The organism is Halomonas sp. KX33721, from assembly GCF_001596805.1.
In the GTDB taxonomy this organism is placed as follows: Bacteria; Pseudomonadota; Gammaproteobacteria; order Pseudomonadales; family Halomonadaceae; genus Vreelandella; species Vreelandella aquamarina.
The window spans coordinates 62,206-86,138 of the sequence record NZ_LVIA01000027.1 but is presented as its reverse complement, the minus strand read 5'-3'; the positions used below and the strand labels follow the sequence as shown (position 1 = coordinate 86,138).

General features: G+C 57.7%; 18 protein-coding genes. 6 read left to right on the top strand and 12 right to left on the bottom strand.

Translation table 11 applies throughout. The features are described 5' to 3' along the window. Positions 1 to 1,117, bottom strand: a 1,117-nt coding sequence (locus A3220_RS11075; RefSeq protein WP_252860458.1) for a transposase, incomplete at its 3' end; no start/stop codon positions are given. On the opposite strand from A3220_RS11075, the gene tnpA reads away from it, so the two are divergent. Further along, on the top strand, positions 1,010 to 1,426 hold the full coding sequence (tnpA, locus tag A3220_RS16960; RefSeq protein ID WP_084812773.1) for an IS200/IS605 family transposase: 417 nt from the start codon (positions 1,010 to 1,012) through the stop codon (positions 1,424 to 1,426). The genes A3220_RS11075 and tnpA overlap by 108 nt on opposite strands. Here tnpA and A3220_RS11070 read toward each other — a convergent pair. Together A3220_RS11070 and A3220_RS11065 are read right to left on the bottom strand one after the other, a co-directional pair. After that, entirely contained in the window at positions 1,389 to 1,859 is a 471-nt protein-coding gene (locus A3220_RS11070; protein WP_174524465.1) for a hypothetical protein, read from the bottom strand. The genes tnpA and A3220_RS11070 overlap by 38 nt on opposite strands. Beyond that, complete coding sequence (locus A3220_RS11065) at positions 1,856 to 3,673, bottom strand: putative nucleotidyltransferase substrate binding domain-containing protein (protein ID WP_058577150.1); 1,818 nt, start codon at positions 3,671 to 3,673, stop codon at positions 1,856 to 1,858. The genes A3220_RS11070 and A3220_RS11065 overlap by 4 nt, the downstream gene beginning before the upstream one ends. Positions 3,674 to 4,274: 601 nt before the next feature. On the opposite strand from A3220_RS11065, the gene A3220_RS11060 reads away from it, so the two are divergent. The 4 genes from A3220_RS11060 to A3220_RS11045 all read left to right on the top strand — a co-directional run bounded on the left by A3220_RS11060 (position 4,275) and on the right by A3220_RS11045 (position 11,031). After that, on the top strand, positions 4,275 to 4,535 hold the full coding sequence (locus A3220_RS11060; protein WP_054641318.1) for a DUF4212 domain-containing protein: 261 nt from the start codon (positions 4,275 to 4,277) through the stop codon (positions 4,533 to 4,535). 6 nt (positions 4,536 to 4,541) lie between these two features. Next, positions 4,542 to 6,323 (top strand): sodium:solute symporter family protein, encoded by a 1,782-nt coding sequence (locus A3220_RS11055; protein ID WP_062374856.1) that lies wholly within the window; start codon positions 4,542 to 4,544, stop codon positions 6,321 to 6,323. Between the two features lie 104 nt (positions 6,324 to 6,427). After that, positions 6,428 to 6,958 (top strand): hypothetical protein, encoded by a 531-nt coding sequence (locus A3220_RS11050; protein ID WP_062374854.1) that lies wholly within the window; start codon positions 6,428 to 6,430, stop codon positions 6,956 to 6,958. A 128-nt stretch (positions 6,959 to 7,086) separates the two neighbouring features. Further along, positions 7,087 to 11,031 (top strand): hybrid sensor histidine kinase/response regulator, encoded by a 3,945-nt coding sequence (locus tag A3220_RS11045; protein ID WP_062374852.1) that lies wholly within the window; start codon positions 7,087 to 7,089, stop codon positions 11,029 to 11,031. 67 nt (positions 11,032 to 11,098) lie between these two features. On the opposite strand, the gene A3220_RS11040 is transcribed toward A3220_RS11045, so the two are convergent. From A3220_RS11040 to A3220_RS11030, 3 genes are all read right to left on the bottom strand, one after another. Further along, the gene (locus A3220_RS11040; protein WP_016916171.1) at positions 11,099 to 11,761 is read right to left on the bottom strand and encodes a response regulator transcription factor; all 663 of its coding nucleotides are present in this window, start codon (positions 11,759 to 11,761) and stop codon (positions 11,099 to 11,101) included. A gap of 270 nt (positions 11,762 to 12,031) precedes the next feature. Then, positions 12,032 to 13,981 (bottom strand): acetate--CoA ligase, encoded by a 1,950-nt coding sequence (acs, locus tag A3220_RS11035; RefSeq protein WP_044628721.1) that lies wholly within the window; start codon positions 13,979 to 13,981, stop codon positions 12,032 to 12,034. A gap of 169 nt (positions 13,982 to 14,150) precedes the next feature. Next, positions 14,151 to 14,657 (bottom strand): SprT-like domain-containing protein, encoded by a 507-nt coding sequence (locus A3220_RS11030; protein WP_228219249.1) that lies wholly within the window; start codon positions 14,655 to 14,657, stop codon positions 14,151 to 14,153. A gap of 129 nt (positions 14,658 to 14,786) precedes the next feature. On the opposite strand from A3220_RS11030, the gene A3220_RS11025 reads away from it, so the two are divergent. Beyond that, positions 14,787 to 15,461 carry a YecA family protein gene (locus A3220_RS11025; protein ID WP_058577146.1) on the top strand — a complete coding sequence of 225 codons (675 nt, stop codon included), beginning with the start codon at positions 14,787 to 14,789 and terminating at the stop codon, positions 15,459 to 15,461. Positions 15,462 to 15,464: 3 nt separating this feature from the next. Here the strand turns inward: A3220_RS11025 and A3220_RS11020 are convergent, their stop codons facing one another. The 6 genes from A3220_RS11020 to aceE all read right to left on the bottom strand — a co-directional run bounded on the left by A3220_RS11020 (position 15,465) and on the right by aceE (position 23,806). After that, entirely contained in the window at positions 15,465 to 16,586 is a 1,122-nt protein-coding gene (locus A3220_RS11020) for a phospholipase D-like domain-containing protein (RefSeq protein WP_062362234.1), read from the bottom strand. A 37-nt stretch (positions 16,587 to 16,623) separates the two neighbouring features. Next, positions 16,624 to 17,334, bottom strand: a complete 711-nt coding sequence (locus tag A3220_RS11015) for a class I SAM-dependent methyltransferase (protein ID WP_044628725.1) — start codon at positions 17,332 to 17,334, stop codon at positions 16,624 to 16,626. Beyond that, positions 17,331 to 18,032, bottom strand: a complete 702-nt coding sequence (gene tsaB / locus A3220_RS11010) for a tRNA (adenosine(37)-N6)-threonylcarbamoyltransferase complex dimerization subunit type 1 TsaB (protein ID WP_058577144.1) — start codon at positions 18,030 to 18,032, stop codon at positions 17,331 to 17,333. The genes A3220_RS11015 and tsaB overlap by 4 nt, the downstream gene beginning before the upstream one ends. A 112-nt stretch (positions 18,033 to 18,144) precedes the next feature. After that, positions 18,145 to 18,798: an adenylate kinase gene (adk, locus tag A3220_RS11005; protein ID WP_062362226.1), complete on the bottom strand. Its 654-nt coding sequence runs from the start codon at positions 18,796 to 18,798 to the stop codon at positions 18,145 to 18,147. A gap of 264 nt (positions 18,799 to 19,062) precedes the next feature. Continuing rightward, positions 19,063 to 21,075, bottom strand: a complete 2,013-nt coding sequence (gene aceF, locus A3220_RS11000) for a pyruvate dehydrogenase complex dihydrolipoyllysine-residue acetyltransferase (protein WP_044628728.1) — start codon at positions 21,073 to 21,075, stop codon at positions 19,063 to 19,065. Positions 21,076 to 21,133: 58 nt separating this feature from the next. Further along, positions 21,134 to 23,806 carry a pyruvate dehydrogenase (acetyl-transferring), homodimeric type gene (gene aceE / locus A3220_RS10995; protein ID WP_062374850.1) on the bottom strand — a complete coding sequence of 891 codons (2,673 nt, stop codon included), beginning with the start codon at positions 23,804 to 23,806 and terminating at the stop codon, positions 21,134 to 21,136. Between the last annotated feature and the right edge of the window lie 127 nt (positions 23,807 to 23,933).

Genomic DNA, 23,933 nt, shown 5'->3' with positions numbered 1-23,933 from the left:
TCCCCGGTCGTGGAGTACACCCACACTCCACGCACTCCCAGCCCCTTACTCGCAACCCGTTGACGCCCTGCGGCCCGCTAAGCGAGCCGCACGATGAACAGGCGCGGGTGGTGTTGGTTTCGCGAACGACCTTGAAGACGATGCCTGCGTGAGCGCATTTATATTCCAGCATCGTTTTCAGTTGTGACCAGCCAGCGTCGTAGACGCTTTTGGCCATCTTGGTCTTCGCGAGCTTGGTTGAGGAAACATCGCCCACGACGATTTCGCCGTACTGGTTGACGAGTTTCCGGGAAAACTTGTGCTGCGCGTCCTGGCGACGGTTCTTGATCTTGGCGTGAATAGCCTTTACCCGCCGCTTGTTACGGGCACGTTGGGCTGCCGCCAACTGGTCTTCCATGCGGCGGTAGAAGCGGCTGTTTTCCAGCCTTCCTCCATCGCTACAGGTGGCCACATCCTTGAGCCCAAGGTCGATGCCAACGGCGCCTTGCCCAAGCGTCGGTTGAACGTCCACCTCGACCGCAACATTGAAATACCACCGGCCCCGGCTATCTTCGTTGAAACTGCCGGCACGGAACTTGTATGTCGACAGGCCGTAGCTATCCCACACCTTGAAGTAGGTGCCGTTGTGAAATACCTGCCCGTTCTTCCACTTGGCCGCGCCGGTATTGACCGGAATCCAGCCAAGTGAGCGGCGCACACCGCCGGACTTGCGCCAATTCAGGCGGGGCTTTTTGAACTGCTTGCGGCGGGCAACGTATTCAGCAGCAATGCATTGCAGCGTTTGGCTGTGCAGGCCGAGGTCCTTGCCAGCACCCTTGGTATAGGGGTGCATGTCGTAGGCAGACAGAAACAGACCTTTCTCCCGAATGGCTCGGGAAGACAGTTCGTTGAGGTAGTTCCAAACAAAATTCACGCTGCGGGCCATGCGGTTAAGCTCGGCGGCGTGTTTGTCCTTCACTCGAACCTTGAGGGTCTTGGTCTGCTTCATGGCTTCGAATATACTTGGTCTATGGAAACCAAACAAGCTATCAGAACAGGAAGACACTGCGTTTTTAAACTCCATGCCCATTTGGTCTTTGTCACCAAGTATCGGGGCAAGGTGTTTACCGGCGCGCATCTCAACTCCCTCGAATTACTTTTCGACCGAGTGTGTCGGGACTTCGAGGCGGAGCTACAGGAGTTCAACGGTGAAACCGATCACGTCCATTTGCTTGTCAACTTTCCACCCAAAGTGGCGGTATCCAAGCTGGTGAATAGTTTGAAGGGGGTATCCAGCCGGCGGATGAAGTTACTACACCCTGAACTGGTACAGCCCGCCTACCGGAAGAACTCGCTGTGGAGTCCAAGCTACTTTGCGGGAAGTGTCGGAGGCGCCCCCCTGAGCATGGTCAAGCAGTATATTGAGCAACAATCGAGGCCGGACTAGGGGCGCTCTCGCGCCCCTCGCTATCCATCCTCGCACTAGAAGTACGGGGTTTTTCGCGATGTTCGATAAACTCCGCCAGCTCACTCAGACACTCAGCATCGGGAGAACGGGGCGAGTGCGTGGCATGCAACTGATGATGGCGTCGCAGAGTAGCAGGCGCCAGCGCCGATGATGCGACTAAGGTGGCCACCCACGTACGGCTGGTGTGCACTTGGCGCGGGCTTAGCACCACCGCCGCCACACTCATTACAGCGGGCTGAACGGCGCTTACCTGGCACGCCATGGCCACGGCCTCTTCCCCCATATAAGGCTGAAACAGCCAGGCATAGGGCGAGTCCGCCCAGCGACGGCGGTCGCTCTCACGCTGAAGCAGAGTGCGCAGTGAACCGCTGAACAGGGTCATATGTCGATCTAACAGGCGCATTCCGCTCACGAATACTCCAAATGGTAACGATGGGAAAGACGCTGCTTAAAGTCTTTCACGATGTGTAGGGCTTCACGCAACAAGTCCCGTTCTAGCGAAGAGAGCTCCTGAACGACCACTCGATTGGTGCGTTTAGGGTTGGCGTTATCCAACTCCTGAAGCTGCTGACGAAGGCGCAGCTCGGTAAACAGCGCCAGCGCCTCGCCTAGATCATCAGCAAAGCGGCGGTCAAGCCGCCCATCGGCGGCCAAGGCATCTAAGCGGTCCAAGGTAGAGGTCGCATTAATGCGCCGCTCAAGGGCCATCGTACGCACACCGTGGACTATCGGAAAAATACCGCCTTTTTTGATATCAATACCGTGCTGGGGCTTTTTCAGCGAGCCAAATAGCGTCAGAGGCGTCGAGAAGCGCAGTGCCGCCCGGGCAAAGTAAGAGAGCAGCAGTTCATCGTGGGAGCAGCGCTCAAACAGCGCTTCACGCACCTGATCCAGTAGCGCCGGATTACCCGCCACGCCGTGGGAGTCCAATAGAATCGCTAGTTTCATCAGGCTATCGCCATCTCGGGCATTGACCCACTTAGTGATATTGTTTTTCCACTGGGAAACCGTACCCACCCACTCTGGGTTAGACACCATGATATTGCCGGGGCAAGGTGGATAGCCTAGCTGGATTAGCGTTTCCGTTAGAGTGTTCATCTCCTCAGCTACTGTGGGCCACTGGCAATCATCAGCTAAGATCAACCCATTATCTTGATCGGTTTTGAGGATCTGCTCGCCGCGTCCTTCGCTGCCCATCACCATTAAGCAGCTTTGGGTGTGGTACTGCTCAGGCACTGTGAAGCTCCACGCTTTGCTCATAATGCGCCCGTTCAGCGCCGCCAACAGATCCATGGCAAAACGCAGCTTTACGCCCTGCACCATCAGCGCATTCACTAATTCCGGCGTACGCTGGCTGGCCGCCGCCAGCGCTTCCAGACTGTTGGCCTGCTCCACCTGCAGGCTGACCACGTAGCTACGGCTAGAGAAGAAGCTCAACACGTCCATTAGCTCAACGACGCCTTTAACACTCTCCCCTTCCATTACCACCACCCGCGCCACTTTATGGCGGGTCATTAAAATCAGCGCTTCAAACAGGTACTGCTCGGGAGCTACCGTGACCAAGGAGACGTTGGCCAGCGCTTCAACCGGTGTTGCCTGGGTGCAGTTACCCAATACCAACCCATTGAGCAGATCGGTTTTGGTCACCATGCCCAGGGCGCCTGCAGTAGCGACCAGTAGACTGTCCGCATGACTATCATGTAGCTGTCGAACAGCGTCATGAATACTCTTTGAGGCATCAATGAGCAGCGGCTCGCGCATACACTCATTCACTTTGGCCAGCATAAAGCCCGCCATGGTGACGCCGCCTTCAGCGCGTTTTTCGGTGAGCAGGCGCGCTTTGTGTGAGAGCGACTGCTTAAAGAACTGCTCAAACGGTGGATAGTGACGGCACAGTTGAGTAAACAGCGCTTTAGGCATCACATAGCACAGGCACTCTTGTTCAGCTTGGAAGCGGTAGCGGCTTTTGCCGTTGAGGATACTGATGGCGCCAAACAAATCGCCTGCGGTGTAGTGGCCAATGCGCGCACTAGCAGCAGGCAGGGTGGGATCAAGTTCGGCGACCTCGCCTTTATGAATCAAGAAAACGGATTCGCCCGCCTGGCCCATCTCCAGAATAATTTCATCGCGGTCAAAGTAGGCAAGATCCATCCCGCGACGAACATGATCGCGCCCCGCCTCATCCATCAGCGTAAACGGTAGCTGGGAGAGATCCATTTCTACCATGGGCGACCTCGCTTAAGGGCAGGGGTTGGGAAGTAAAACGAACGGTTTGACTACTTTTCAACTCATTCACTTATTATACTTTAAGCTATAGCGCTAACGTCTTAACGACGTTCGTTTAGCGACTAAAGTAGTGTCTTTTTTAAACTCTCTTAAAACGATTAAACATCACTCATTAAGGTAGCAAACATTACTTTTAACCGAGCCATAGACCATTGTCCTATCACCGGCCACGCGGCGTTTAAAGAGCGCTGAAAGGCCATCAAAAATAATGCTTTATATTCATACAGACCATTTTCATCGCATCACTAAAAGCACCTGATACCAAAGTCTGGGATTTATTTTTTGCGATTATTGCCCAGTATTATCAACGAGTCATACAGGGTAATCGCACGACCTAACGCACTTCAAGCCGCTGACGATAACTTGCCGATCACCCAATAACGACACAAGACGGCTTAACAATAAGAAGGTGACGTGCCTGGCAACGCTGACTTACCGCCCAACACCCAGCGCGGTTTTCTATGCGGGGTCGCCCTGATGAACCAAACGCTATCTTGAGTTCACTTTCCAACCCTAAAAATCACAACTGGAGAGCAACACAATGGCAGACGATAAATCCAATGCTGCTGAATACTGGAAGGCCAACGTCCGGCTAATCTTCGGATGCCTCGTGGTTTGGGCATTTGTCTCCTATGGATGCGCCATCCTGTTCCGTCCGCTTCTCGCGGGCATTCCCGTTGGCGGAACGGACCTGGGCTTCTGGTTTGCTCAGCAAGGCTCCATTCTTACCTTCATCGTGCTGATCTTCTTCTACGCCTGGAGAATGAACGCGCTCGACAAAAAATACGGCCTGGGGGAGTAAGCCAGCATGAGCCAGTTTGCAATTAACTTACTGTTTGTTGGCGCCTCGTTTGCCCTCTATATCGGGATTGCGATATGGGCGCGAGCGGGCTCCACCAAAGACTTCTATGTCGCCGGTGGCGGCGTACACCCGATCACCAACGGCATGGCCACAGCGGCCGACTGGATGTCGGCGGCATCCTTTATCTCTATGGCGGGCTTGCTCGCTTCTGGCGGCTACGCTAACTCCACCTTCCTGATGGGCTGGACCGGGGGCTACGTTATCCTGGCGATGCTACTTGCCCCTTACCTGCGTAAGTTCGGCAAGTTCACCGTTCCAGATTTCATCGGCGACCGCTTCTACAGTAACACCGCGCGTTTAGTGGCGATTGTGTGTTTGATCGTAGCCTCGGTGACCTACGTTATCGGCCAGATGACCGGTGCAGGCGTTGCGTTCTCCCGCTTCCTAGAAGTGAGCAACACCTGGGGTATCTGGATCGCCGCGTTTATCGTCTTCCTTTACGCTGTTTTCGGCGGTATGAAAGGCATCACGTATACGCAGGTTGCTCAGTACGTGGTACTGATCATCGCCTACACTATCCCGGCGGTGTTTATCGCCATGCAGCTTACCGGCAACCCAATCCCGATGTTCGGCATGTTCAGCACACATACAGAGTCCGGCATTCCGTTACTCACGAAGCTTGACGATGTGGTCAATGCACTGGGTTTCCAAGACTACACCGCAGACGTTGATAACAAGCTGAACATGGTGTTGTTCACTCTATCGCTGATGGTCGGTACTGCCGGTCTGCCCCACGTTATTATCCGCTTCTTTACTGTACCGAAAGTAGCCGATGCACGTTGGTCAGCGGGCTGGGCACTTGTCTTCATCGCACTGCTGTATTTAACCGCTCCTGCGGTTGGCTCAATGGCACGTCTCAACCTGGCTACAACCGTCTATCCAGATATGGCTGGGCAGGTGGAAAACTATGAAGAAGCCGCTCTTAATCCCATCCTCTATGAAGATCGCCCTGACTGGTTCCGCACTTGGGAAGAGACTGGCCTGATTACCCACAACGACCTGAACAACGACGGTCGTATCCAGATGTACAACAATGCGGCTGATTTTTCTGATCGCGGCTGGGAAGGTAACGAGCTAGAAGTAAACAACGACATCCTGGTATTGGCGAACCCTGAAATTGCCAATCTCCCAAGCTGGGTAGTGGGCTTGATCGCAGCGGGCGGTATCGCAGCGGCTCTCTCTACCGCAGCGGGTCTGCTCTTGGCAATCTCGTCAGCGATCAGTCATGACTTGATCAAGACCATGATCAACCCGAAAATTTCTGAAAAAGGCGAAATGCTGGCAGCACGTATCTCCATGGCCGGTGCGATCCTGCTAGCAACTTACTTGGGCCTTAACCCACCTGGGTTTGCCGCTCAAACGGTAGCACTTGCCTTCGGTATTGCCGGTGCCTCGCTGTTCCCTGCGCTAATGATGGGTATCTTCTCTAAGCGCATGAACAACAAAGGCGCAATTGCCGGTATGCTGGCAGGTCTGATCTGCACCCTGCTCTACATCTTCACCTACCTGGGCTGGTTCTTTATTCCGGGCACCAACATGCTGGCCAATACGCCGGATAACTGGATACTGGGCATTTCACCGCTCTCGTTTGGTGCTGTAGGCGCGCTGATCAACTTCGCTGTGGCCTTCGTTGTCTCTAACGCCACCGATGCGCCGCCGCAAGAAATTCAGGACCTGGTGGAAAGCGTACGCTATCCGAAAGGTGCTGGTGCAGCGGTTGATCACTAAGTCATAATCGTTCCACCTTATTGCGCCGTCGGCCAATAGCGAACGGAACCACCTTCCATCGGGCTTCCTTAGGGAAGCCCGATGGCTTTTCAGAAGGAAATAGTATGATTTGGCACTTAGTGGCCGCTGTGTTTGCAGGCCTTGCCGCGGCAGGTATCGGCCTATTGCTTCGAACAATCAGCCGTAAGCGGCTACCCAAATGGATCGTGCCGGTGTTTGGTGGGCTGGGCATGCTGGGTTATCAGGTTCAATTTGAGTATGACTGGTTCGAGCATAAGCAGCTGCAGCTGCCGGAAACGGCCCAAGTGATTTCCAGCGACACGTCCAGCAACATGTGGCGACCCTGGACGTTTATTTTCCCGATCACCACCACTTTTAGTGTGGTGGATAGCGAGAATGTACGCGCCCAAACCGTCGATGGCGATCTGGTGGCCGAGTTTATTCTTTACCAGTTTGAGCGCCGCCATACGGACCTGATCACCACGCAGCCCTACATCCTCAACTGCTCAAGCCGAGAGCTAATTCCGCTAAACCCAGAGACCGGGGACGCGGATCTCAATGAGCTACGCACACTCCGCGACACCTCACCGCTGCTGACCACCGTTTGCCAACTGGCCAACGAACGGCAGACGTAGCGCCTCCCCTTCGCCTAGAATGGAGCCCTTTGCTGGGCGAAGGTCGGTTTAGACGTGCTGTTTAGACGTACTGCTCAGTACGCGCTATTTAAAGGTACAGTTAAAAGTACGATTGGTGAGGAGACACTATGTTTCATGGCGGGCTGCTGGTCGCGGTGTCACTGCTCTATATTGCAGTGCTGTTTGGTATTGCCTGGTTTGGCGACCGGCGTGCACGCACTCACGGCGCTAGCCAGCGCCGCCCGATTATTTATAGCTTGGCGCTCGCTATCTACTGCACGTCATGGACCTTCTACGGCGCGGTGGGTCAAGCTGCCACCGCGGGCTGGTCGTTTGCCAGCATCTTCGTGGGGCCTATTCTGACGTTTTTGCTCTTCTGGCCTGTGCTGGCGAAGATGATCCGCGTTGCCAAGCACCAAAACGTCACCTCCATTGCCGACTTCATTGCCTCCCGTTACGGTAAAACCCAATCTCTGGCCGCTTTTGCTAGCCTGGTCGCCCTTGTCGGCACCCTGCCCTACATCGCGCTACAGCTAAAAGCGGTCTCCACCACGTTCAGCGTGCTCACCGACGCTTCCGATGTTACTCATACGCCACTGTTTGGCGATACGGCCTTTTATGTGGCAGTAGTGATGGCCATTTTTGCCATTCTATTCGGCACGCGGCATACCGATGCCACTGAACATCATGAAGGTTTAATCCACGCCGTCGCGTTTGAGTCATTGGTCAAGCTGCTGGCCTTTGTCGTGCTCGGCGCTTTTGTTACCTGGGGCATGTTCGATGGCCTGGGTGAGCTGATGGGGCACGCAGAGAGTCAGCTTGAACTTCAGCGCCAGCTCGCTAATCAGGATTTTGGCCAGAGCTTCTGGGTGCAGACCCTGCTCGCCATGCTGGCAATCCTGTGTCTACCCCGCCAGTTTCATGTGGCGGTGGTCGAGAACATTCACCCTGACGACGCCACTAAAGCACGCTGGCTGTTTCCGCTTTACTTGCTGGCGATTGCCTTTTTCGTAGTTCCCCTGGCCGCCGCTGGTCTGCTGCTGTTTTCAGAAAGCGGTGTGGAGCCCGACACCTATGCGCTCGCCCTTTCCATGGCCTCCGGCCAGCAGTGGCTCACGCTGCTCACGTTTATCGGCGGATTCTCTGCCGCAACGGGCATGGTGATTGTGGCGGCGGTGGCGGTCTCCATCATGATTTCGAACGAAATTGTGATCCCGGCGCTCTTCAGGCTGCGCTGGTTCGACACCAAAGCCAGAGACTATGGCCGTTTGGTGCTGCGCGCTCGCCGCCTCACTATCGTGGCCGTGCTGGCCATGGCGTACGGCTTTTACCAACTGATTGGCGAGTTCACCTCGCTGGCCTCCATCGGCATGCTCTCGTTTGCAGCGGCGGCCCAGTTTGCTCCGGCGCTGATTGGCGGGCTGTACTGGAAGCGCGGCAACCGCTTAGGCGTCATTGTGGGCATGAACGTGGGCTTTGCTATTTGGGCGTATAGCCTGCTCATGCCCGCCATGATTAACGCTGGTGTACTGCCTCAAGCGTGGCTTGCCGGTGGCCCGCTGGGGCTTAACTGGCTGTCGCCGACGGCGCTGTTTGGCCTGAACATGGGCGATGCCTTTACCCATGGCGTGATGCTTTCGCTAGGGGTCAATCTGTTCTGCTATATCTTTGTCTCACAGATCACCTCCCAGCGGGTAGTCGAACGCATTCAGGCGTCGCTGTTTGTGGATAGCGTCGAAACTCGCCAAACCTCCGTTAATCGCCCCTGGACAGGGGCCACAACGGTGGGCGATTTGAAAGTGCTGTGTGAGCGCTTCTTAGGCGCGGGCCAAGTCGACCGTGCCTTCGATGATTACGCACGCCGAGCGGGCAAGCCGCTGGACGATGGCACCCGCGCCTCCATCGACGTGATCCAATTCACCGAGCGGTTTCTCGCCTCTGTCTTGGGGGCATCGTCGGCGCGGATCGTGGTGAACTCTGCCCTTCAAGGGCGAGGCATTGGTATTTCCGATGTGATCTCCATCGTGGATGAGGCCTCCCAGGTGCTGGAGTTCAACCGTGCCCTGCTACAAGCCACCATCGAGAACATCAACCAAGGCATCAGTGTGGTCGACCAGAACCTGCGCCTAGTGGTGTGGAACCAGCGCTATTTAGAGCTGTTCCGCTTCCCCGACCACATCATTCGCGTCGGCGCACCGATGGATCGCATCTTCCGCTACAACGCCCACAACGGCGAGTACGGCCCTGGCGACCCGGAAGAGCACGTGCAACTGCTGCTGGATAACATTCGCGATGGCCAACCCCACCGCTACGTGCGCTACCGCCAGGATGGGAGCGTGCTGGAAGTACAGGGCAACCCGATGCCCGGCGGCGGCTTTGTCTACACCTATCAGGATATTACCCAGCAAAAGCGTATCGAAGAGGCGCTGATCCGCTCAGAAAACAATATCCGCATCTATACCGATAACGTCCCGGCGCTCATTGCCTACTTCGATAAAGAGAGCCGCTATCTCTTTACCAACCGCGCCTACGAGCAGGCGTTCAACATCGACCGCAACGCGGTGATTGGGCGGCGCTACGAAGACGTGCTGCCGGTGAAACAGGCCGAAGAACGGGTGCCCTGGGTACAGCGCACCCTGGCCGGTGAGCGGGTCAGTTTTGAAGTCTCCATGCAGGTCAACGACGCCATGCGCTATATGCTGGTGACCTACACCCCGCACTTTGGTGACAGCCAGTCGATTTTGGGTTTCTTCGCGCTGTATCAAGATATTACCGAGCGCCGCCAAGCAGAAATTGCCCTCAAAGAGACCAACGAAACCCTGGAAGAGCGGGTGCGCGAGCGTACCCAGGCGCTCTCGGAGGCCAACGCCGCTCTACGCCAAGAGAACCGCGTGCGTGCCGAAGCGGAGCAGGCACTGCGACAAGCGAAACAGCTCGCGGAAGACGCCAACGCCTCGAAAACCCGCTTCCTGGCTGCCGCCAGCCACGACCTCCTGCAACCTCTGAATGCCGCGCGCTTGTTTACCTCTGCGCTGATGCAGAACGTCACCGCCAGCGACACCCAGCGCACCATTGGCCATATCGATAACTCTCTTCAGGCCGCCGAAGAGCTTCTCGGCACATTGCTGGATATCTCCAAGCTGGATGCCGGTGCGCTGACGCCACGGCGCAGCCACTTTGCCCTGGCCGATATTTTCCGCCCGCTACGCGCTGAGTTTGAGGTGATGGCCGATGATCGCGGCTTGGATCTTGACGTTGTGCCCACTCAGCAGTGGGTGGATTCCGACCCGCAGATGCTGCGCCGGATCGTGCAGAACTTCCTCTCCAACGCGATTCGCTACACTCAAGAGGGGCGCGTGCTGCTTGGCTGCCGCCGCCAAGGAGGGCGACTGCTGATCGAAGTATGGGACAGCGGGCCAGGGATTCCCGAATCCAAATTGACGGAGATATTTCAAGAGTTCCGACGCCTCGATCAGGTTTCCCGTCATAAAGAGAGTGAAAAAGGCCTGGGGCTGGGACTCTCCATCGCCGACCGTATGAGCCGCGTGCTGGATCACCCCATCAAGGTGCGCTCCTGGGAGGGTGTAGGTACGGTGTTCTCGGTCAGCGTGCCCATCGTTGCGGCACGGGAAGCGACGATAACTGATCATCAAGAACCCCACAGCCGCCGCAGCGGCAACAAGCTGGCAGGCACTCGGATCGTGTGTATCGACAACGAAACACTGATTCTAGAAGGCATGACTGCGATGCTCAGCGGCTGGGGCTGCGAAGTGTTTACCGCCACCAGCATCGGTGGGGCAAAGTCGATTCTACGCAATATGGACGGTGATCCTGACGCCATCCTGGCAGATTATCACCTGGATAACGAGGTCACCGGCCTGATGGCGCTAGAAGCACTTAGTGAGCGCTTTGCAGGGGCCGTTCCCGGCATTGTCATCACCGCCGACCGTACCGAAGCCGTCGCAGAAGAGATCAAGCGGGCAGGCTACCAGCTCCTGCTCAAGCCGGTGAAACCAGCCGCCCTACGCGCACTACTCACTCGTACTCTCCAGGCCAGCCGCGCCAAACCCTAATACTAAAAAACAGCAGCGCCGCGCTTAGAAAAATCTAAGCGCGGCGCTGTTCACCTGCCGTTAGCCGTTACGACTCGACTTTTGGCGGCTCCACTTCCAGTTTCTGCGCGGCAATAACTGCCTGAGTGCGCGAGTGCACGCCCAGCTTGCGCAGAATGGCCGTCACATGGGCTTTAATAGTCGCTTCTGACACATTCAGCTCGTAGGCAATTTGCTTATTCAGCAGGCCTTCGGTCAGCATGTTCAGCACGCGAAACTGCTGGGGTGTTAGCGAGGCAATCGCCTCAGCAAAGCGCGACTCCTCTTCACTGGTCTCTTCCAGTACGTTGGCTAGTGCTTCCGGTAACCACACCTCACCCTGCAGAATCTCACCGACCGCTTCCGCGATCAGTTGCAGCGACGATGATTTAGGAATAAAACCAGAGGCACCGTAGTCGATAGCACGACGCACCACATAGGGTTCATCGCTGCCGGACACCACGGCTACCGGAATATCCGGCATCTGCCCGCGCAGTTGGATGAGACCCGAAAAGCCGTGGGCACCAGGCATATGAAGATCCAGCAGAATTAAATCCGCATCGGGGTGTCGATTAACGACCTCAGTGGTGGCTTCCATGGTGTCGGCTTCGACAATCTCAGCCTGGGGGGCCAACTGGCGCAACGCCTGGGTGAGCGCTGCACGAAACAGCGGATGGTCGTCAGCGACGATAAACTTATGGGCTACTGCCATGGATATTCCTCCGGTTCCTCGAGCAGCGGGGTTGCCTGCCGCCGCGACGCTAGGCTCATACGGTTGAAGCATGGTACCCCATGGGCTTCATCATGCCCAAGCATCACATGCACAATTTGTTATTGGAACGTCATTCAAACAGAAACAGCGGTGCCGGCTCATGGCCGGCACCGCAACAGACTAACGCAGTTTTCCCTGATTCAATAAATCCAGGCGTGACGCTGGTCATTGAAAACAGCCCCCACAAGACGATTCATGGGGGTGCTTCCCTTACTGGTTGGCACGATGTTCGATCAGGTCATCGACCACCGACGGGTCTGCCAGCGTGCTGGTATCGCCCAGACCATCGCACTCGTTGGCGGCAATTTTGCGCAGAATGCGGCGCATAATTTTACCTGAACGCGTTTTCGGCAGCCCCGGCGCCCACTGGATAACATCCGGCGAGGCAATAGGGCCGATATCCTTACGCACCCACTGGGTCAACTCTTTCTTTAGCTCGTCCGTGGGGTCGATACCGTCGTTCAGGGTGACATAAATATAGATCCCCTGGCCCTTAATATCATGGGGGAAGCCTACCACTGCCGCTTCCGCGACGGCTGAGTGCGCCACCAGCGACGACTCGATCTCGGCGGTGCCCATGCGGTGGCCGGAGACGTTCAGCACGTCGTCCACCCGGCCGGTGACCCAGTAGTAGCCATCCTCATCACGACGGCAGCCGTCGCCCGTGAAGTACATGCCGTCGTAGGTAGAGAAATAGGTCTGAACGAAGCGCTCATGATCGCCCCAAATAGAGCGCGCTTGCCCCGGCCAGGAGTCCAGAATCACCAGGTTGCCCTCGGTGGCTCCTTCGAGTTGGTGGCCTTCGTTATCGACCAGGGCAGGTTTAACGCCGAAGAAAGGCGTCGTTGCTGAGCCCGGTTTCAGGTCGGTGGCCCCTGGCAGCGGCGCAATCATGATGCCGCCGGTTTCTGTCTGCCACCAAGTATCCACAATCGGACACTTCTCGTTGCCGATCACGCGGTAGAACCACTCCCACGCTTCGGGGTTAATCGGCTCACCCACCGAGCCCAGTAAGCGCAGCGAATCACGCTTGCTGGAATCCATCACGTTGTCGCCATGAGCCATCAGCGCACGCACGGCTGTGGGCGCGGTGTAGAGGATATTGACCTGATGCTTATCGACGATTTCACCCATGCGGCCGTGGGTCGGATAGCTCGGCACGCCTTCAAACATCAGCGTAGTGGCACCGTTCGCCAGCGGGCCGTAAACGATATAGCTATGCCCGGTCACCCAGCCCACATCTGCCGTACACCAGTAGATTTCGCCCTCTTGATAGTCGAACACGTACTGATGCGTCATGGCGGCGTAGGTCAGGTAACCACCGGTAGTGTGCTTCAAGCCTTTCGGCGCGCCGGTGGAGCCTGAGGTGTAGAGAATGAACAGCGGATCTTCCGCATTCATCGCCTCAGCTGGGCACTCGCTGGACTGTTTGTCGACCAGCTCGTCAAACCAGATATCGCGGCCTTCCTGCCAGTCGATCTCACCGCCGGTACGCTTCACAACCAGCACGTTTTTGCACACATCGGTGCCGTCACGCTTGAGCGCAGAGTCGACGTTCTCTTTCAGCGGCACATGCTTGCCACCGCGAACCGACTCATCGGCAGTGATCACCAGTTTGGAATCTGCACCGATGACCCGCTGGGCCACCGCGTCTGGCGAGAAGCCGCCAAATACCACCGAGTGCACCGCACCGATACGGGCGCAGGCCAACATGGCCATGGCCGCTTCGGGAATCATCGGCATATACAGCGTTACTGTATCGCCTTTCTGAACACCCAGCGATTTCAAGCCGTTTGCTAGCTGATTGGTGCGCTCGTAAAGTTCGCGATAACTAATATGTTTGGATTCGTTGGGGTTATCGCCTTCCCAAATAATCGCCGTTTGGTCGCCGCGCTTCTCTAGGTGGCGATCTAAGCAGTTCGCCGCGACGTTAAGTTCGCCGTCTTCAAACCAGCGGATATCGACGTTATCTCGGGCGAACGAGGTGTTTTTGATTTTGCTGGGGGTTTTAATCCAGTCGAGGCGTTTTGCTTGCTCACCCCAGAAACCTTCTGGGTCGTCCATGGACTGCTGATACATTGCCGCATATTTATCTTTATCGGCCCATGCCTTGGCAGCGATGCTATCGCGCACTGGATAGACGTTTTTATGCTCGCTCATGAAATTGCCTTTGTCCGTGAAGTTGCACTCTCTAGAAAATGGTGTCGGCCTTATTATTGACTACACCGACGCGCGTAATATTCACCTAGCATAAACCTGTCCTGAACGGCTTCCCCTTAGACATTGGTATTAGCGTTTTTTATTTTAAAAACAATGACTTAAAATAGCATCACAGGTTTTCAAATGCGCTGTAGACCAAGGTCTGATCACAATGACGGCAACGATAACGACGCCCCTTTACCACTAAGGCATGACGTCTGGCGGTAAAATGATGGATCTGGCAGCCACACTCATACCGATAAGGACGCGGTTGGGAACGCTGAATATCAAAGCGGTGAGTCACCCGTGGCACCAAGCCAAACAGATTTCGCATCACCGACTGCCACTCGCGGCCGTGGGGCTTTAAGCGCGTGCCGTTGGCCAGATGAAAGACCAGCCAGTGGGCCATCTCGTGGGGAATCACTTCATCGAAGAAGGCCTGTCGATTGTCTTTCAACAGCACTGGGTTAAAGCGTAGTCCACCCCGCCCAAGATGCGCCTGCCCTGCTGAAGCACCTTTCAAATCAAACCATACCTTTGGGGCAGGCAGCGCTGGGTAGACTTCTCGGCAGCGTGCCAGGGCCTGCGCCACGCGCTCTTGAGCCGCCTGAAGCAGCGCGTCATGAGAACGCGACATGAGCTCATCGCGCGGCCAAGGGGGCAGTGGTGACGTCTTCATTAGTGATAAACTAGCCATTAGTAACGTTGCTCGATTGTGACGGATCGACAGCGGTTTTCAAAGATGACGTTGACCACGAGGCTCCCCATGGCAGAGCGCAATACCGTGACCGAAGCAAACTCGCCCGACAATGCCCCGCCTCAGCCGCTGCTTGATGATGAACAGCTCGACAGGCTGGATGATTTTCTCGATTCAGAGCAAGTGGGCGAAGATGCCCTCGATCTGATTTCAGCCCACGGCTTTCTAGTCGCCTTGGCGGTTGCCCCTAGCGAGCAGCCCACCGAGCAGTGGCTAGAGGAGCTATTCCAAGGCGAACCCAACTACCGCGACGCCGCCGAGCGCGAAGAGATCATCCAGCTGCTGACGCTACTGCGCGACAACACCATGGCGGTACTGGAGCAAGGTGGCCTACCGGAGCTGCCCTTCGAGCTAACGCTGGATGGCCTGCCCGCCGAGGAAACCCCTATTGGCGACTGGTGTGCAGGCTTTATGGAGGGCGTATTCAGCGACGAGAGCGCCTGGTTCCAGGAAGACGAAGAGGCTGCGGCCACCCTGCTGCTGCCCTTCATGCTGCTCTCGGGTCTGTTTGACGACGAACCCGACATGGCCGAGATGGCCAGCGACCAGGCCAATCAGGAAGCGCTGGTGGCCCAGCTGCCCGAACTGGTGCTCGACCTGTACCTGCACTACCGCGTACCCCCCGAGACGCCCAAACCCAAGCCCCGCAAGAAAACCCCTGCCAAGGGCAAAAAGCGCAAGTAGCCGCTACTTGAGCCGCGTCACCAGGCCATCCAGCGCGCCATATACCCACTCCCGGGCGCGCTGCCACCAGGGCCGCGCGGCCCAGGCATGGGCATCCACCTCTTGGCTGGCGGCAAAGTTACGCTCGAAAAGCGCCTGCACTTCGCAGGCAAACGCCGAGTCCTCGATCTCCTGATTGGCCTCTAGGTTCCAGTGTAAGTTCCAGTGGTCAAAGTTACAGGAGCCGAGGCTAACCCACTCATCGGCCAGGACGAACTTGGCGTGTATAAAAGTCGGCTGGAACTCGAAAATACGCACGCCCGCTCTCAGCAGCCCTTGATAAAAACGCTGACCCGCATAGCGCACGCCGGGGTGGTCGTGCTTGGCACCGGGCAGTAGCAGACGAACGTCGACGCCTCGCTGGGCGGCTCGAATCAGGCGACGACGCAGCGCAAATGTCGGCACAAAATAGGGCGTACATAACCACAGTCGTTGGCGAGACTGGTGGACCCGCGCGTAGAGTGAGTGCCGAATGGCCTGGTAGCGATAGCCACGCCCCGAGATGACCCTGCCCCTGACACCCTCTTCCTGCGGCTCGGCTACCCGCGCCTCCGGCAGTGCCAGACGCGGCCCTTGCGGGGACGCATAGCGGGTCAGCCGCGAACACCACAAGCGACGAAACAGCGCCTCCCAGTCGGCCACCACGGGCCCTTCGACCCGGGCGGCGATTTCGTACCAGGCCTCCAGGAATTCATCCACCGCGCCAAACCCGCCCGTGAAGGCTACCTCGCCATCCACCACCACGATCTTGCGGTGGTCACGGCTCAGGTTGCGTGCCAGCGAGTGGAAGCCAATCGGGTTGAACAGCTGCAAGGCCACGCCCGCTGCCTGCAAACGTTCACGGTCGCTTCGCTCCAACCCCATGGCGCCATAGCCATCTAGCAATAGATAGGTTTTCACCCCTCGCCGCGTTGCGGCTGCTAACGCGTCAATGACTTGGTTTGCGAGCTCGCCGGACTCCATCAAATAGAGCTCCACCAGCACGTAGTGCTGCGCCTGACTCACCGCCTCAAACATCGCCGGTAAAAAGCGCGATGCTTCCGGCAGCAGAATCACACGATTTCCTTCTCGCCACTCGTGCTGCATAGAGACTCCTTCTCTTGCTACGCTGCTTCATCCACGCTCAGCGGCTGAGTGAACGATGAACGTACAGATCGTAGCGGCTCGTTTTGCCTTCCAGCGTGTGCTGCGGCGCAGGCCCAGCAATGGGCGGCGCCTTACGCGGGCGTTTCACTACCACGCGGTGCGTTGCCACCTCCAGCGCCGCTGCTAATAAGCGCGGGGCATCGTCATCATCCCCGGCCAGCTCACGAAACACGCGCATCTCTTTTTTCACCAGCGCGGATTTTTCGCGATGGGGAAACATGGGGTCCAGATGAATGACCTGAGGCGCAAACTCAGCATCAGCGATGAGAGCTGCCAACTGTTCCGCGGCGTCGCCATGGCGAAGTGCCATTCGCCCGGCAATCAATGCCGTTTCATCTGCGCTAGCGGCACGTTCAAGGCCATCTTGCAGCAGCGCCGCAATGGCTTCGACCCGCTCAATCATTAGCACCTGCGCGCCTAGGCTTGCCAACACAAAGGCGTCGCGGCCCAGGCCTGCTGTGGCATCAACCACGCTCGGCGTGATGCCCTTGGTAAGCCCGCAGGCTTTGGCCACCAATTGCCCACGGCCGCCGCCGAACTGACGGCGGTGCGCGGCCTTGCCCGAGACAAAATCAACGCTGAGCGGCTTGCCGTACTGGCGCTCATCCCCCGCTAAGGCAAGCTGACCATTCACATACCCCAGGGTTAGCCCTGGCGGCAGGGCCACCTGTGGCACCGGCTGGCTCATGCCGGTTTTTTCCAGGCAACATTATTGCGCAAGTACACCGGCTGCGCTTCATGGGCCGCCCGGCCTAAGCCTGCGTCCAAGTCGCGGGCGGCCAGCCAGGCCATCTCCTCTGCGCGCGGTTCTAAGTCCGTGAGATGTTGCGACATACTGGCCTGCACGCCGACAGCAAACTCATCCCACAGGCTAAAGCCCGAGCCTACGCCCACCCAATCGGTCTCGTCGGCCGGCAAGCAGAATGCACTGGGCGCGATGACGACCTCGTCACTTTGTAAGCTTAGGGTATCGTTCAAGCAGTGCCAGGTGGCCGCATACACTTCGCCCATGCGCGCATCCAACGCGGTGACTACATGGCGAAAGTGATAACGCCGATGCGCTTGTAGCGCGAGCGCCTCCAAGGTCGAAATGCCGAGCAGCGGGCAGTCCAAGCCAAACGCCAGGCCTTGGGCAGCACCGGCCGCAATGCGCAGGCCGGTAAACGAACCGGGACCACGCCCGAACGCAATGGCGTTCAGCGCTTGAGGGGCAATGCCCGCATCAGCGAGCAGCTCATCCACCATCGGCATCAAGCGCTTGGTGTGCGCGCGTGGCGTCATTTCATAGCGCGCCAAACAGTCATGCTGACCGCTTGCTTGGCGGAGCAAAGCCGCAGAACAGGCGCTGGAGGAGGCATCCAGTGCCAGAAGGTATAACGACGACATAGCGGTATTGCACTCCGTAAAAATAGGCCTCTAGTATACCGTCACACGCCTGAAACGACGATGGCCCGCAGGAAGCCTGCGGGCCATCGTGACACGTGACGCTGCGGCGCGCTTAGCTCAGCGCTTCTTTCACCTGGCGCGTGATGTCCGCCACGCTGCCCACGCCTTCGACGCGGTGATACTGCGGCGCGGCGGCTGGGTCCTCTTTCGCCCACTGTTTGTAGTATTCCACCAGCGGCGCGGTTTGGTCGTGGTAGACCGACAGACGATTGCGTACCGTAGACTCTTGATCGTCTTCACGCTGAATCAGCGCTTCGCCGGTCACATCGTCTTTGCCCGGCTCTTTGGGCGGATTGTGCTCAACGTGGTACACGCGACCTGAGGCCGGGTGAACACGGCGACCTGCTAAACGGCTGACGATCTCTTCGTCCGGCACGGCAATTTCCAGCACGTGGTCGAGTTTCACACCGCCCTCTTTCATGGCATCTGCCTGAGGAATGGTGCGCGGGAAGCCGTCAAACAGGAAGCCATTCTCACAGTCGGGCTGGCTAATGCGCTCTTTGACCAAGTCGATGATGATATCATCCGACACCAGACCACCGCTGTTCATAATCTCTTTGACCTTCAGGCCCAGCTCAGTGCCGTCCTTGATAGCGGCGCGCAGCATATCCCCGGTGGAAATTTGGGGAATCTTGAACTGCTCACAAATAAACTGAGCCTGAGTCCCCTTCCCTGCGCCGGGGGCACCCAACAGGATTAAACGCATGGCACTGCTCCTTGAATGATCGTCTTGAATGGTAGTGATAGATGAAATCAATGAACCGACAATAACCGTGCCGTTCAGGCGACACAACTCCCCAAAAGCCTGAGAGCACGATTATTTTGTGTTTTTTTGAGCAAAAACAGCAAAGTGGCCAGCGTTAGTACTTTGGTCACCCTGTTTGCGCCAAGCCACCGTTTACACGGCTAAGCCGTTTAAACACAAGCGGCGCCCGAAAGGGCGCCGCTTGTGGCTTGCTCGTATGATCGCTTACAGCAGCAAGCGACGGATATCGGTGAGCACGTCCGCCAGGAAGGCGGTGAATCGCGCTGCATCCGCACCGTTGATCGCGCGGTGATCGTAGGAGAGCGACAGCGGCATCATCAAGCGCGGCTGGAAAGCACTGCCATCCCATACCGGCTTCATCTGCGCTTTCGATACACCCAAGATCGCGACCTCAGGGGCGTTGACGATCGGCGTAAAGGCCGTGCCACCAATCGAACCCAGGCTCGAAATGGTGAAGCAGCCACCGGTCATCTCTTCCCGCTTGAGCTTCTTGGTTTGCGCTTTCTTGCCCAGCTCCGCCATCTCCTTGGCAATCTCAATCAAGGACTTCTTATCAGCGTCGCGCAGCACGGGCACCATCAGACCGTCCGGCGTATCCACCGCGATACCGATATGGACGTACTTCTTCCACACCAGCGTATCGCCGTCGCCTTTCAAGCTGACGTTGAACTGCGGGAACTTGCGCAGTGCAAAGGCACACGCCTTGACCAGGAAGGGCAGCGGCGTGAGCTTGGCTCCCTGGGCTTCGGCTTCCGCCTTCATAGCTTTACGGAAGTTCTCAAGCTCGGTGATGTCGGCTTCATCGAACTGAGTCACATGGGGTACGTTGAGCCAGCTGCGGTGCAGGTTGGTTGCGCCCATCTTGAGCAGGCGACCCATCGGCTTCTCTTCCACTTCACCAAACTGGCTGAAGTCGACTTCCGGCACGGCGGGGATACCTGCACCACCGCTGGCAGCAGGAGCGGCTGCCTGGGCTTTGCCCTGGTTCGCAATGGCTTGCTTAACGTACGCTTGTACGTCCTCTTTCAGCACGCGGTCTTTCGGGCCGCTGGGCTTCACGAGGCCAAGGTCGACGCCTAGCTCACGGGCCAGCATGCGTACTGCGGGTCCTGCGTGAACCAGCTTGCCGTCACGCGGCTTATGCGCGGCCATTTGCGCTTCGGGGCTGGGAGAACCCGCCGGAGAAGCCTGCTTGGCGCTGGGTGCGCTCTGCGGCTTGCTATCCGCCTTTTCAGGAGCTGCTTTTTTGGGTGCGGCTTTCTTGGCACCCGCGACTTCCATATAGCCGATCACGTCACCTTCGGAGACCGTATCACCCTCTTTGACGGTGAGCTCCAGAATCTTGCCCTTGAAGGGGCTTGGCACGTCCATGGAGGCCTTGTCAGACTCCAGAGTGATCAGCGGGTCTTCGATGTCAACTTCATCGCCAGCGGCAACACCAATTTCGATAATCGGCACGTCAGAAGAGCCCGACAGATCCGGCACGCGAATCTCTTTGCGTTCGGGCTCGCCGCTGCCGCCCTCTTCTTCGGCCGCATCGTCTTCGGCGTCGGCAGATTGGTTAGCGGTGGCAGACTCGTCAGCCTGCTCAGGCGCGTCCGCGTCGTCGGTATCGTCACCTTCGCCCGCGATCTCCATCTGGCCAATCACGTCGCCTTCGGAAACGGTGTCGCCCTCTTTCACCGTTAGCGACACGATCTTACCGCTGTGCGGGCTAGGCACGTCCATGGAAGCCTTGTCAGACTCCAGGGTGATCAACGGGTCTTCAGCGTTGACGTCATCGCCTTCGCTCACGGCGACTTCGATGATCTCGACGTTATCGGAGCCGCCAAGGTCAGGCACCTTGATGTCGACGGTCTGCTTGCCACCGCTGGCTTTCTTCGGCGCAGGGGCCGCTTCTGGCTGCTTGGCGGGCGCGTCGGCTTCGGGCTGGCTGTCTTCTGCGGCGGCTTCTGGCTCGGCATCGCTCTCACCGCCACCTTCCACTTCCAGCTCAACGATATCGTCGCCTTCGGAGACTTTATCGCCCTCTTTCACCAACACTTTGACCACCTTGCCGCCTTTCGGGGCCGGTACATCCATGCTGGCTTTGTCGGATTCCAGAGTGATCAGGGTGTCTTCCGCTTCGATGACGTCGCCTTCTGACACCGCAATCTCGATGATTTCGACATCGGTATCCCCACCGATGTCGGGAACTTTGATGATTTCGCTACTCAAGGTCGCGCTCCTTCCAAATCGGATCGAGCCGGCGGACATCTGTCCGCCGGGCAGCGGTTTAGCTGGTCAGCGGGTTCGGCTTGTTGGCATCGATGCCATATTTCTTCAGCGCTTCGCCAACCTGCTTGCGATCAAGCTCACCACGGTCGGCCAGCGCACGCAGCGCAGCAACGGTGACGAAGTAGCGGTCTACTTCGAAGAAGTAGCGCAGCTTCTCGCGGGTATCAGAACGACCAAAGCCGTCGGTACCCAACACAGTGTAATCACTGGGCACCCAAGCACGTACTTGATCCGCGTAGAGCTTCATGTAGTCGGTAGACGCAATCACCGGACCATCACGACCTTCCAGGCACTTGGTAACGTGGGGCTTGTTGGCCTCGGCATCCGGGTTGAGGAACGCTTCACGCTCCAGCAGCAGCGCTTCACGACGCAGCTCGTTGAAGCTGGTCACGCTCCAGATGTCCGCCCCGATGCCCCAGTCGTTGGCCAGCAGCTCAGCGGCAGCTTCCACTTCACGCAGAATGGTGCCGGAACCCAGCAGCTGAACGCGCCCTTTGTCACCCTGGGTCTCTTTAAGCAGGTACATGCCCTTGACGATGTCGTCGGCCGGTACGTTCTCAAGCTCGGGGTGCTCGTAGTTCTCGTTCATCACGGTCAGGTAGTAGAAGCAGTTCTCTTGATCCGTGAACATGCGCTTCAGGCCGTCTTGCACGATAACCGCAACTTCATGGGCGTACGTCGGGTCGTAGCTGCGGCAGTTGGGGATGGTGGAGGCCTGAATCAGGCTGTGGCCATCCTGGTGCTGCAGGCCTTCACCGTTGAGCGTGGTACGCCCGGCGGTGCCGCCAACCATAAAGCCACGCGCCTGCAGGTCGCCTGCGGCCCATGCCAAATCACCAATACGCTGGAAGCCGAACATCGAGTAGTAGATGTAGAACGGCAGCAGGGTGACGTTGTTGTTGCTGTAGGAGGTCGCGGCGGCGATCCACGCCGACATCGCGCCTGCCTCTGTAATGCCTTCCTCGAGTACCTGACCTTTCTGGTCCTCGCGGTAGTACATGATCTGGCCTTTATCGACCGGCTCGTACTTCTGACCTTCGGCAGTGTAGATACCCAGCTGGCGGAACATGCCTTCCATACCGAAGGTACGGGCCTCATCGGGGACAATCGGCACGACCTGCTTGCCCAGCTGCTTGTCTTTCACCAGGCCATTCAGGATACGCACGAAGGCCATGGTGGTTGAGATTTCGCGGCCTTTGGAACCGCCCATCTGGGAGGCAAACGTCTTGTCTTCCAGGCTGGGGATTTCCAGCGCTTCGAAATCGCTGCGGCGGCTCGGCAGGTAGCCGTTGAGACGCTCGCGCTGCAGGTGCATGTACTTGAGCTCGGGAGAGTCCTCTTCCGGCTTGTAGTACGGCACGTCTTTGAGCTGCTCGTCGGTGAGCGGAATGCCGAAGCGGTCGCGGAATTTCTTCAGCGCTTCGTACTCCATGCTCTTGACCTGGTGGGCTTCGTTGGCGGCTTCGCCATCGCCGCTGCCCATGCCGTACCCTTTGACGGTGTGCGCCAGGATGACCGTGGGCTTGCCGTTGGTGGTGTTGACCGCTTCGTGGTAAGCCGCGTAGACCTTGAACGGGTCGTGGCCACCCCGGTTGAGCTTCCAGATATCCTCGTCGGAGAGGTCTTTGACCATCGCTTCGGTTTCTGGGTACTTACCAAAGAAGTGCTCACGGGTGTAAGCACCGCCGTTCGCCTTGTAGTTCTGGTACTCGCCGTCGACCGCCTCGTCCATGCGCTTCTGAAGGATGCCTTTCTTATCCTTCTCGAACAGCGGATCCCAGAGACGACCCCAAACGACCTTGATCACGTTCCAACCGGCACCGCGGAAGACGCCTTCGAACTCGTCCATAACGCGGGAGTTGCCGCGTACTGGGCCGTCCAGGCGCTGCAGGTTACAGTTGATCACGAAGATCAGGTTATCGAGGTTCTCACGGCCCGCCAGGGAGATCGCGCCTAGGGATTCCGGCTCGTCACACTCGCCATCGCCCATGAAGCACCAGATCTTGCGGTCGTGCATGTCTTTCAGCTCACGGTGATGCAGGTACTTCATCACGTGGGCTTGGTAGATAGCCTGAATCGGGCCAAGCCCCATGGAGACCGTGGGGAACTGCCAGTAGTCCGGCATCAGCCACGGGTGCGGGTAGGAAGAGAGGCCATCGCCGTCGACTTCACGACGGAACTTGTCCATCTGCTCTTCGGTCAGGCGGCCTTCCAGGAAGGAGCGCGCATAGATACCCGGTGCCACGTGGCCCTGAATGTAAATCAGGTCGCCTTCAAAGTCGCCTTTGGGGGCGCGGAAGAAGTGGTTGAAGCCCACGTCGTACAGCGTGGCGGACGACATGAAGCTTGCAATGTGGCCCCCCAGGCCCGGGTTGGCCCGGTTGTTACGAATCACCTGGGCAATCGCGTTGTAGCGAATCAGGGAACGAATGCGACGCTCCATGAACAGGTCGCCCGGCATGGGCGCTTCGCGATGAACCGGGATCGTATTACGGTGGGGGGTTGTCACCGAGAAGGGCACCTTCATCCCGTCCCGGCGCAGGCGATCCGCCAGGCGGGTCATCAGGTAGCGGGCACGATCCTCGCCCTCACGATCCAGTACCGATTCCAGGGATTCCAGCCACTCCGTGGTTTCGACCGGATCGAGATCTTCTCTTGTCTCCAGACTCATAGAGGTCTCTCCGAATGACGATAAATGACAATGAGCCCCGCCAACCCTTCGGGCCTGGGGCGGCTGCAGTGTTTGGCCACCACAGGCCTGTGAATAGCCGACGCGATGCATCGAGCAGGGGATTTTC

Excerpts from the sequence above, each read along its gene's own strand:
- tnpA (WP_084812773.1), top strand. The coding sequence starts at position 1,010 with ATGGAAACCAAACAAGCTATCAGAACAGGAAGACACTGCGTTTTTAAA.
- A3220_RS11065 (WP_058577150.1), bottom strand. The coding sequence starts at position 3,673 with ATGGTAGAAATGGATCTCTCCCAGCTACCGTTTACGCTGATGGATGAG.
- A3220_RS11060 (WP_054641318.1), top strand. The coding sequence starts at position 4,275 with ATGGCAGACGATAAATCCAATGCTGCTGAATACTGGAAGGCCAACGTC.
- A3220_RS11055 (WP_062374856.1), top strand. The coding sequence starts at position 4,542 with ATGAGCCAGTTTGCAATTAACTTACTGTTTGTTGGCGCCTCGTTTGCC.
- A3220_RS11050 (WP_062374854.1), top strand. The coding sequence starts at position 6,428 with ATGATTTGGCACTTAGTGGCCGCTGTGTTTGCAGGCCTTGCCGCGGCA.
- A3220_RS11045 (WP_062374852.1), top strand. The coding sequence starts at position 7,087 with ATGTTTCATGGCGGGCTGCTGGTCGCGGTGTCACTGCTCTATATTGCA.
- A3220_RS11040 (WP_016916171.1), bottom strand. The coding sequence starts at position 11,761 with ATGGCAGTAGCCCATAAGTTTATCGTCGCTGACGACCATCCGCTGTTT.
- acs (WP_044628721.1), bottom strand. The coding sequence starts at position 13,981 with ATGAGCGAGCATAAAAACGTCTATCCAGTGCGCGATAGCATCGCTGCC.
- A3220_RS11030 (WP_228219249.1), bottom strand. The coding sequence starts at position 14,657 with ATGTCGCGTTCTCATGACGCGCTGCTTCAGGCGGCTCAAGAGCGCGTG.
- A3220_RS11025 (WP_058577146.1), top strand. The coding sequence starts at position 14,787 with ATGGCAGAGCGCAATACCGTGACCGAAGCAAACTCGCCCGACAATGCC.
- A3220_RS11020 (WP_062362234.1), bottom strand. The coding sequence starts at position 16,586 with ATGCAGCACGAGTGGCGAGAAGGAAATCGTGTGATTCTGCTGCCGGAA.
- A3220_RS11015 (WP_044628725.1), bottom strand. The coding sequence starts at position 17,334 with ATGAGCCAGCCGGTGCCACAGGTGGCCCTGCCGCCAGGGCTAACCCTG.
- tsaB (WP_058577144.1), bottom strand. The coding sequence starts at position 18,032 with ATGTCGTCGTTATACCTTCTGGCACTGGATGCCTCCTCCAGCGCCTGT.
- adk (WP_062362226.1), bottom strand. The coding sequence starts at position 18,798 with ATGCGTTTAATCCTGTTGGGTGCCCCCGGCGCAGGGAAGGGGACTCAG.
- aceE (WP_062374850.1), bottom strand. The coding sequence starts at position 23,806 with ATGAGTCTGGAGACAAGAGAAGATCTCGATCCGGTCGAAACCACGGAG.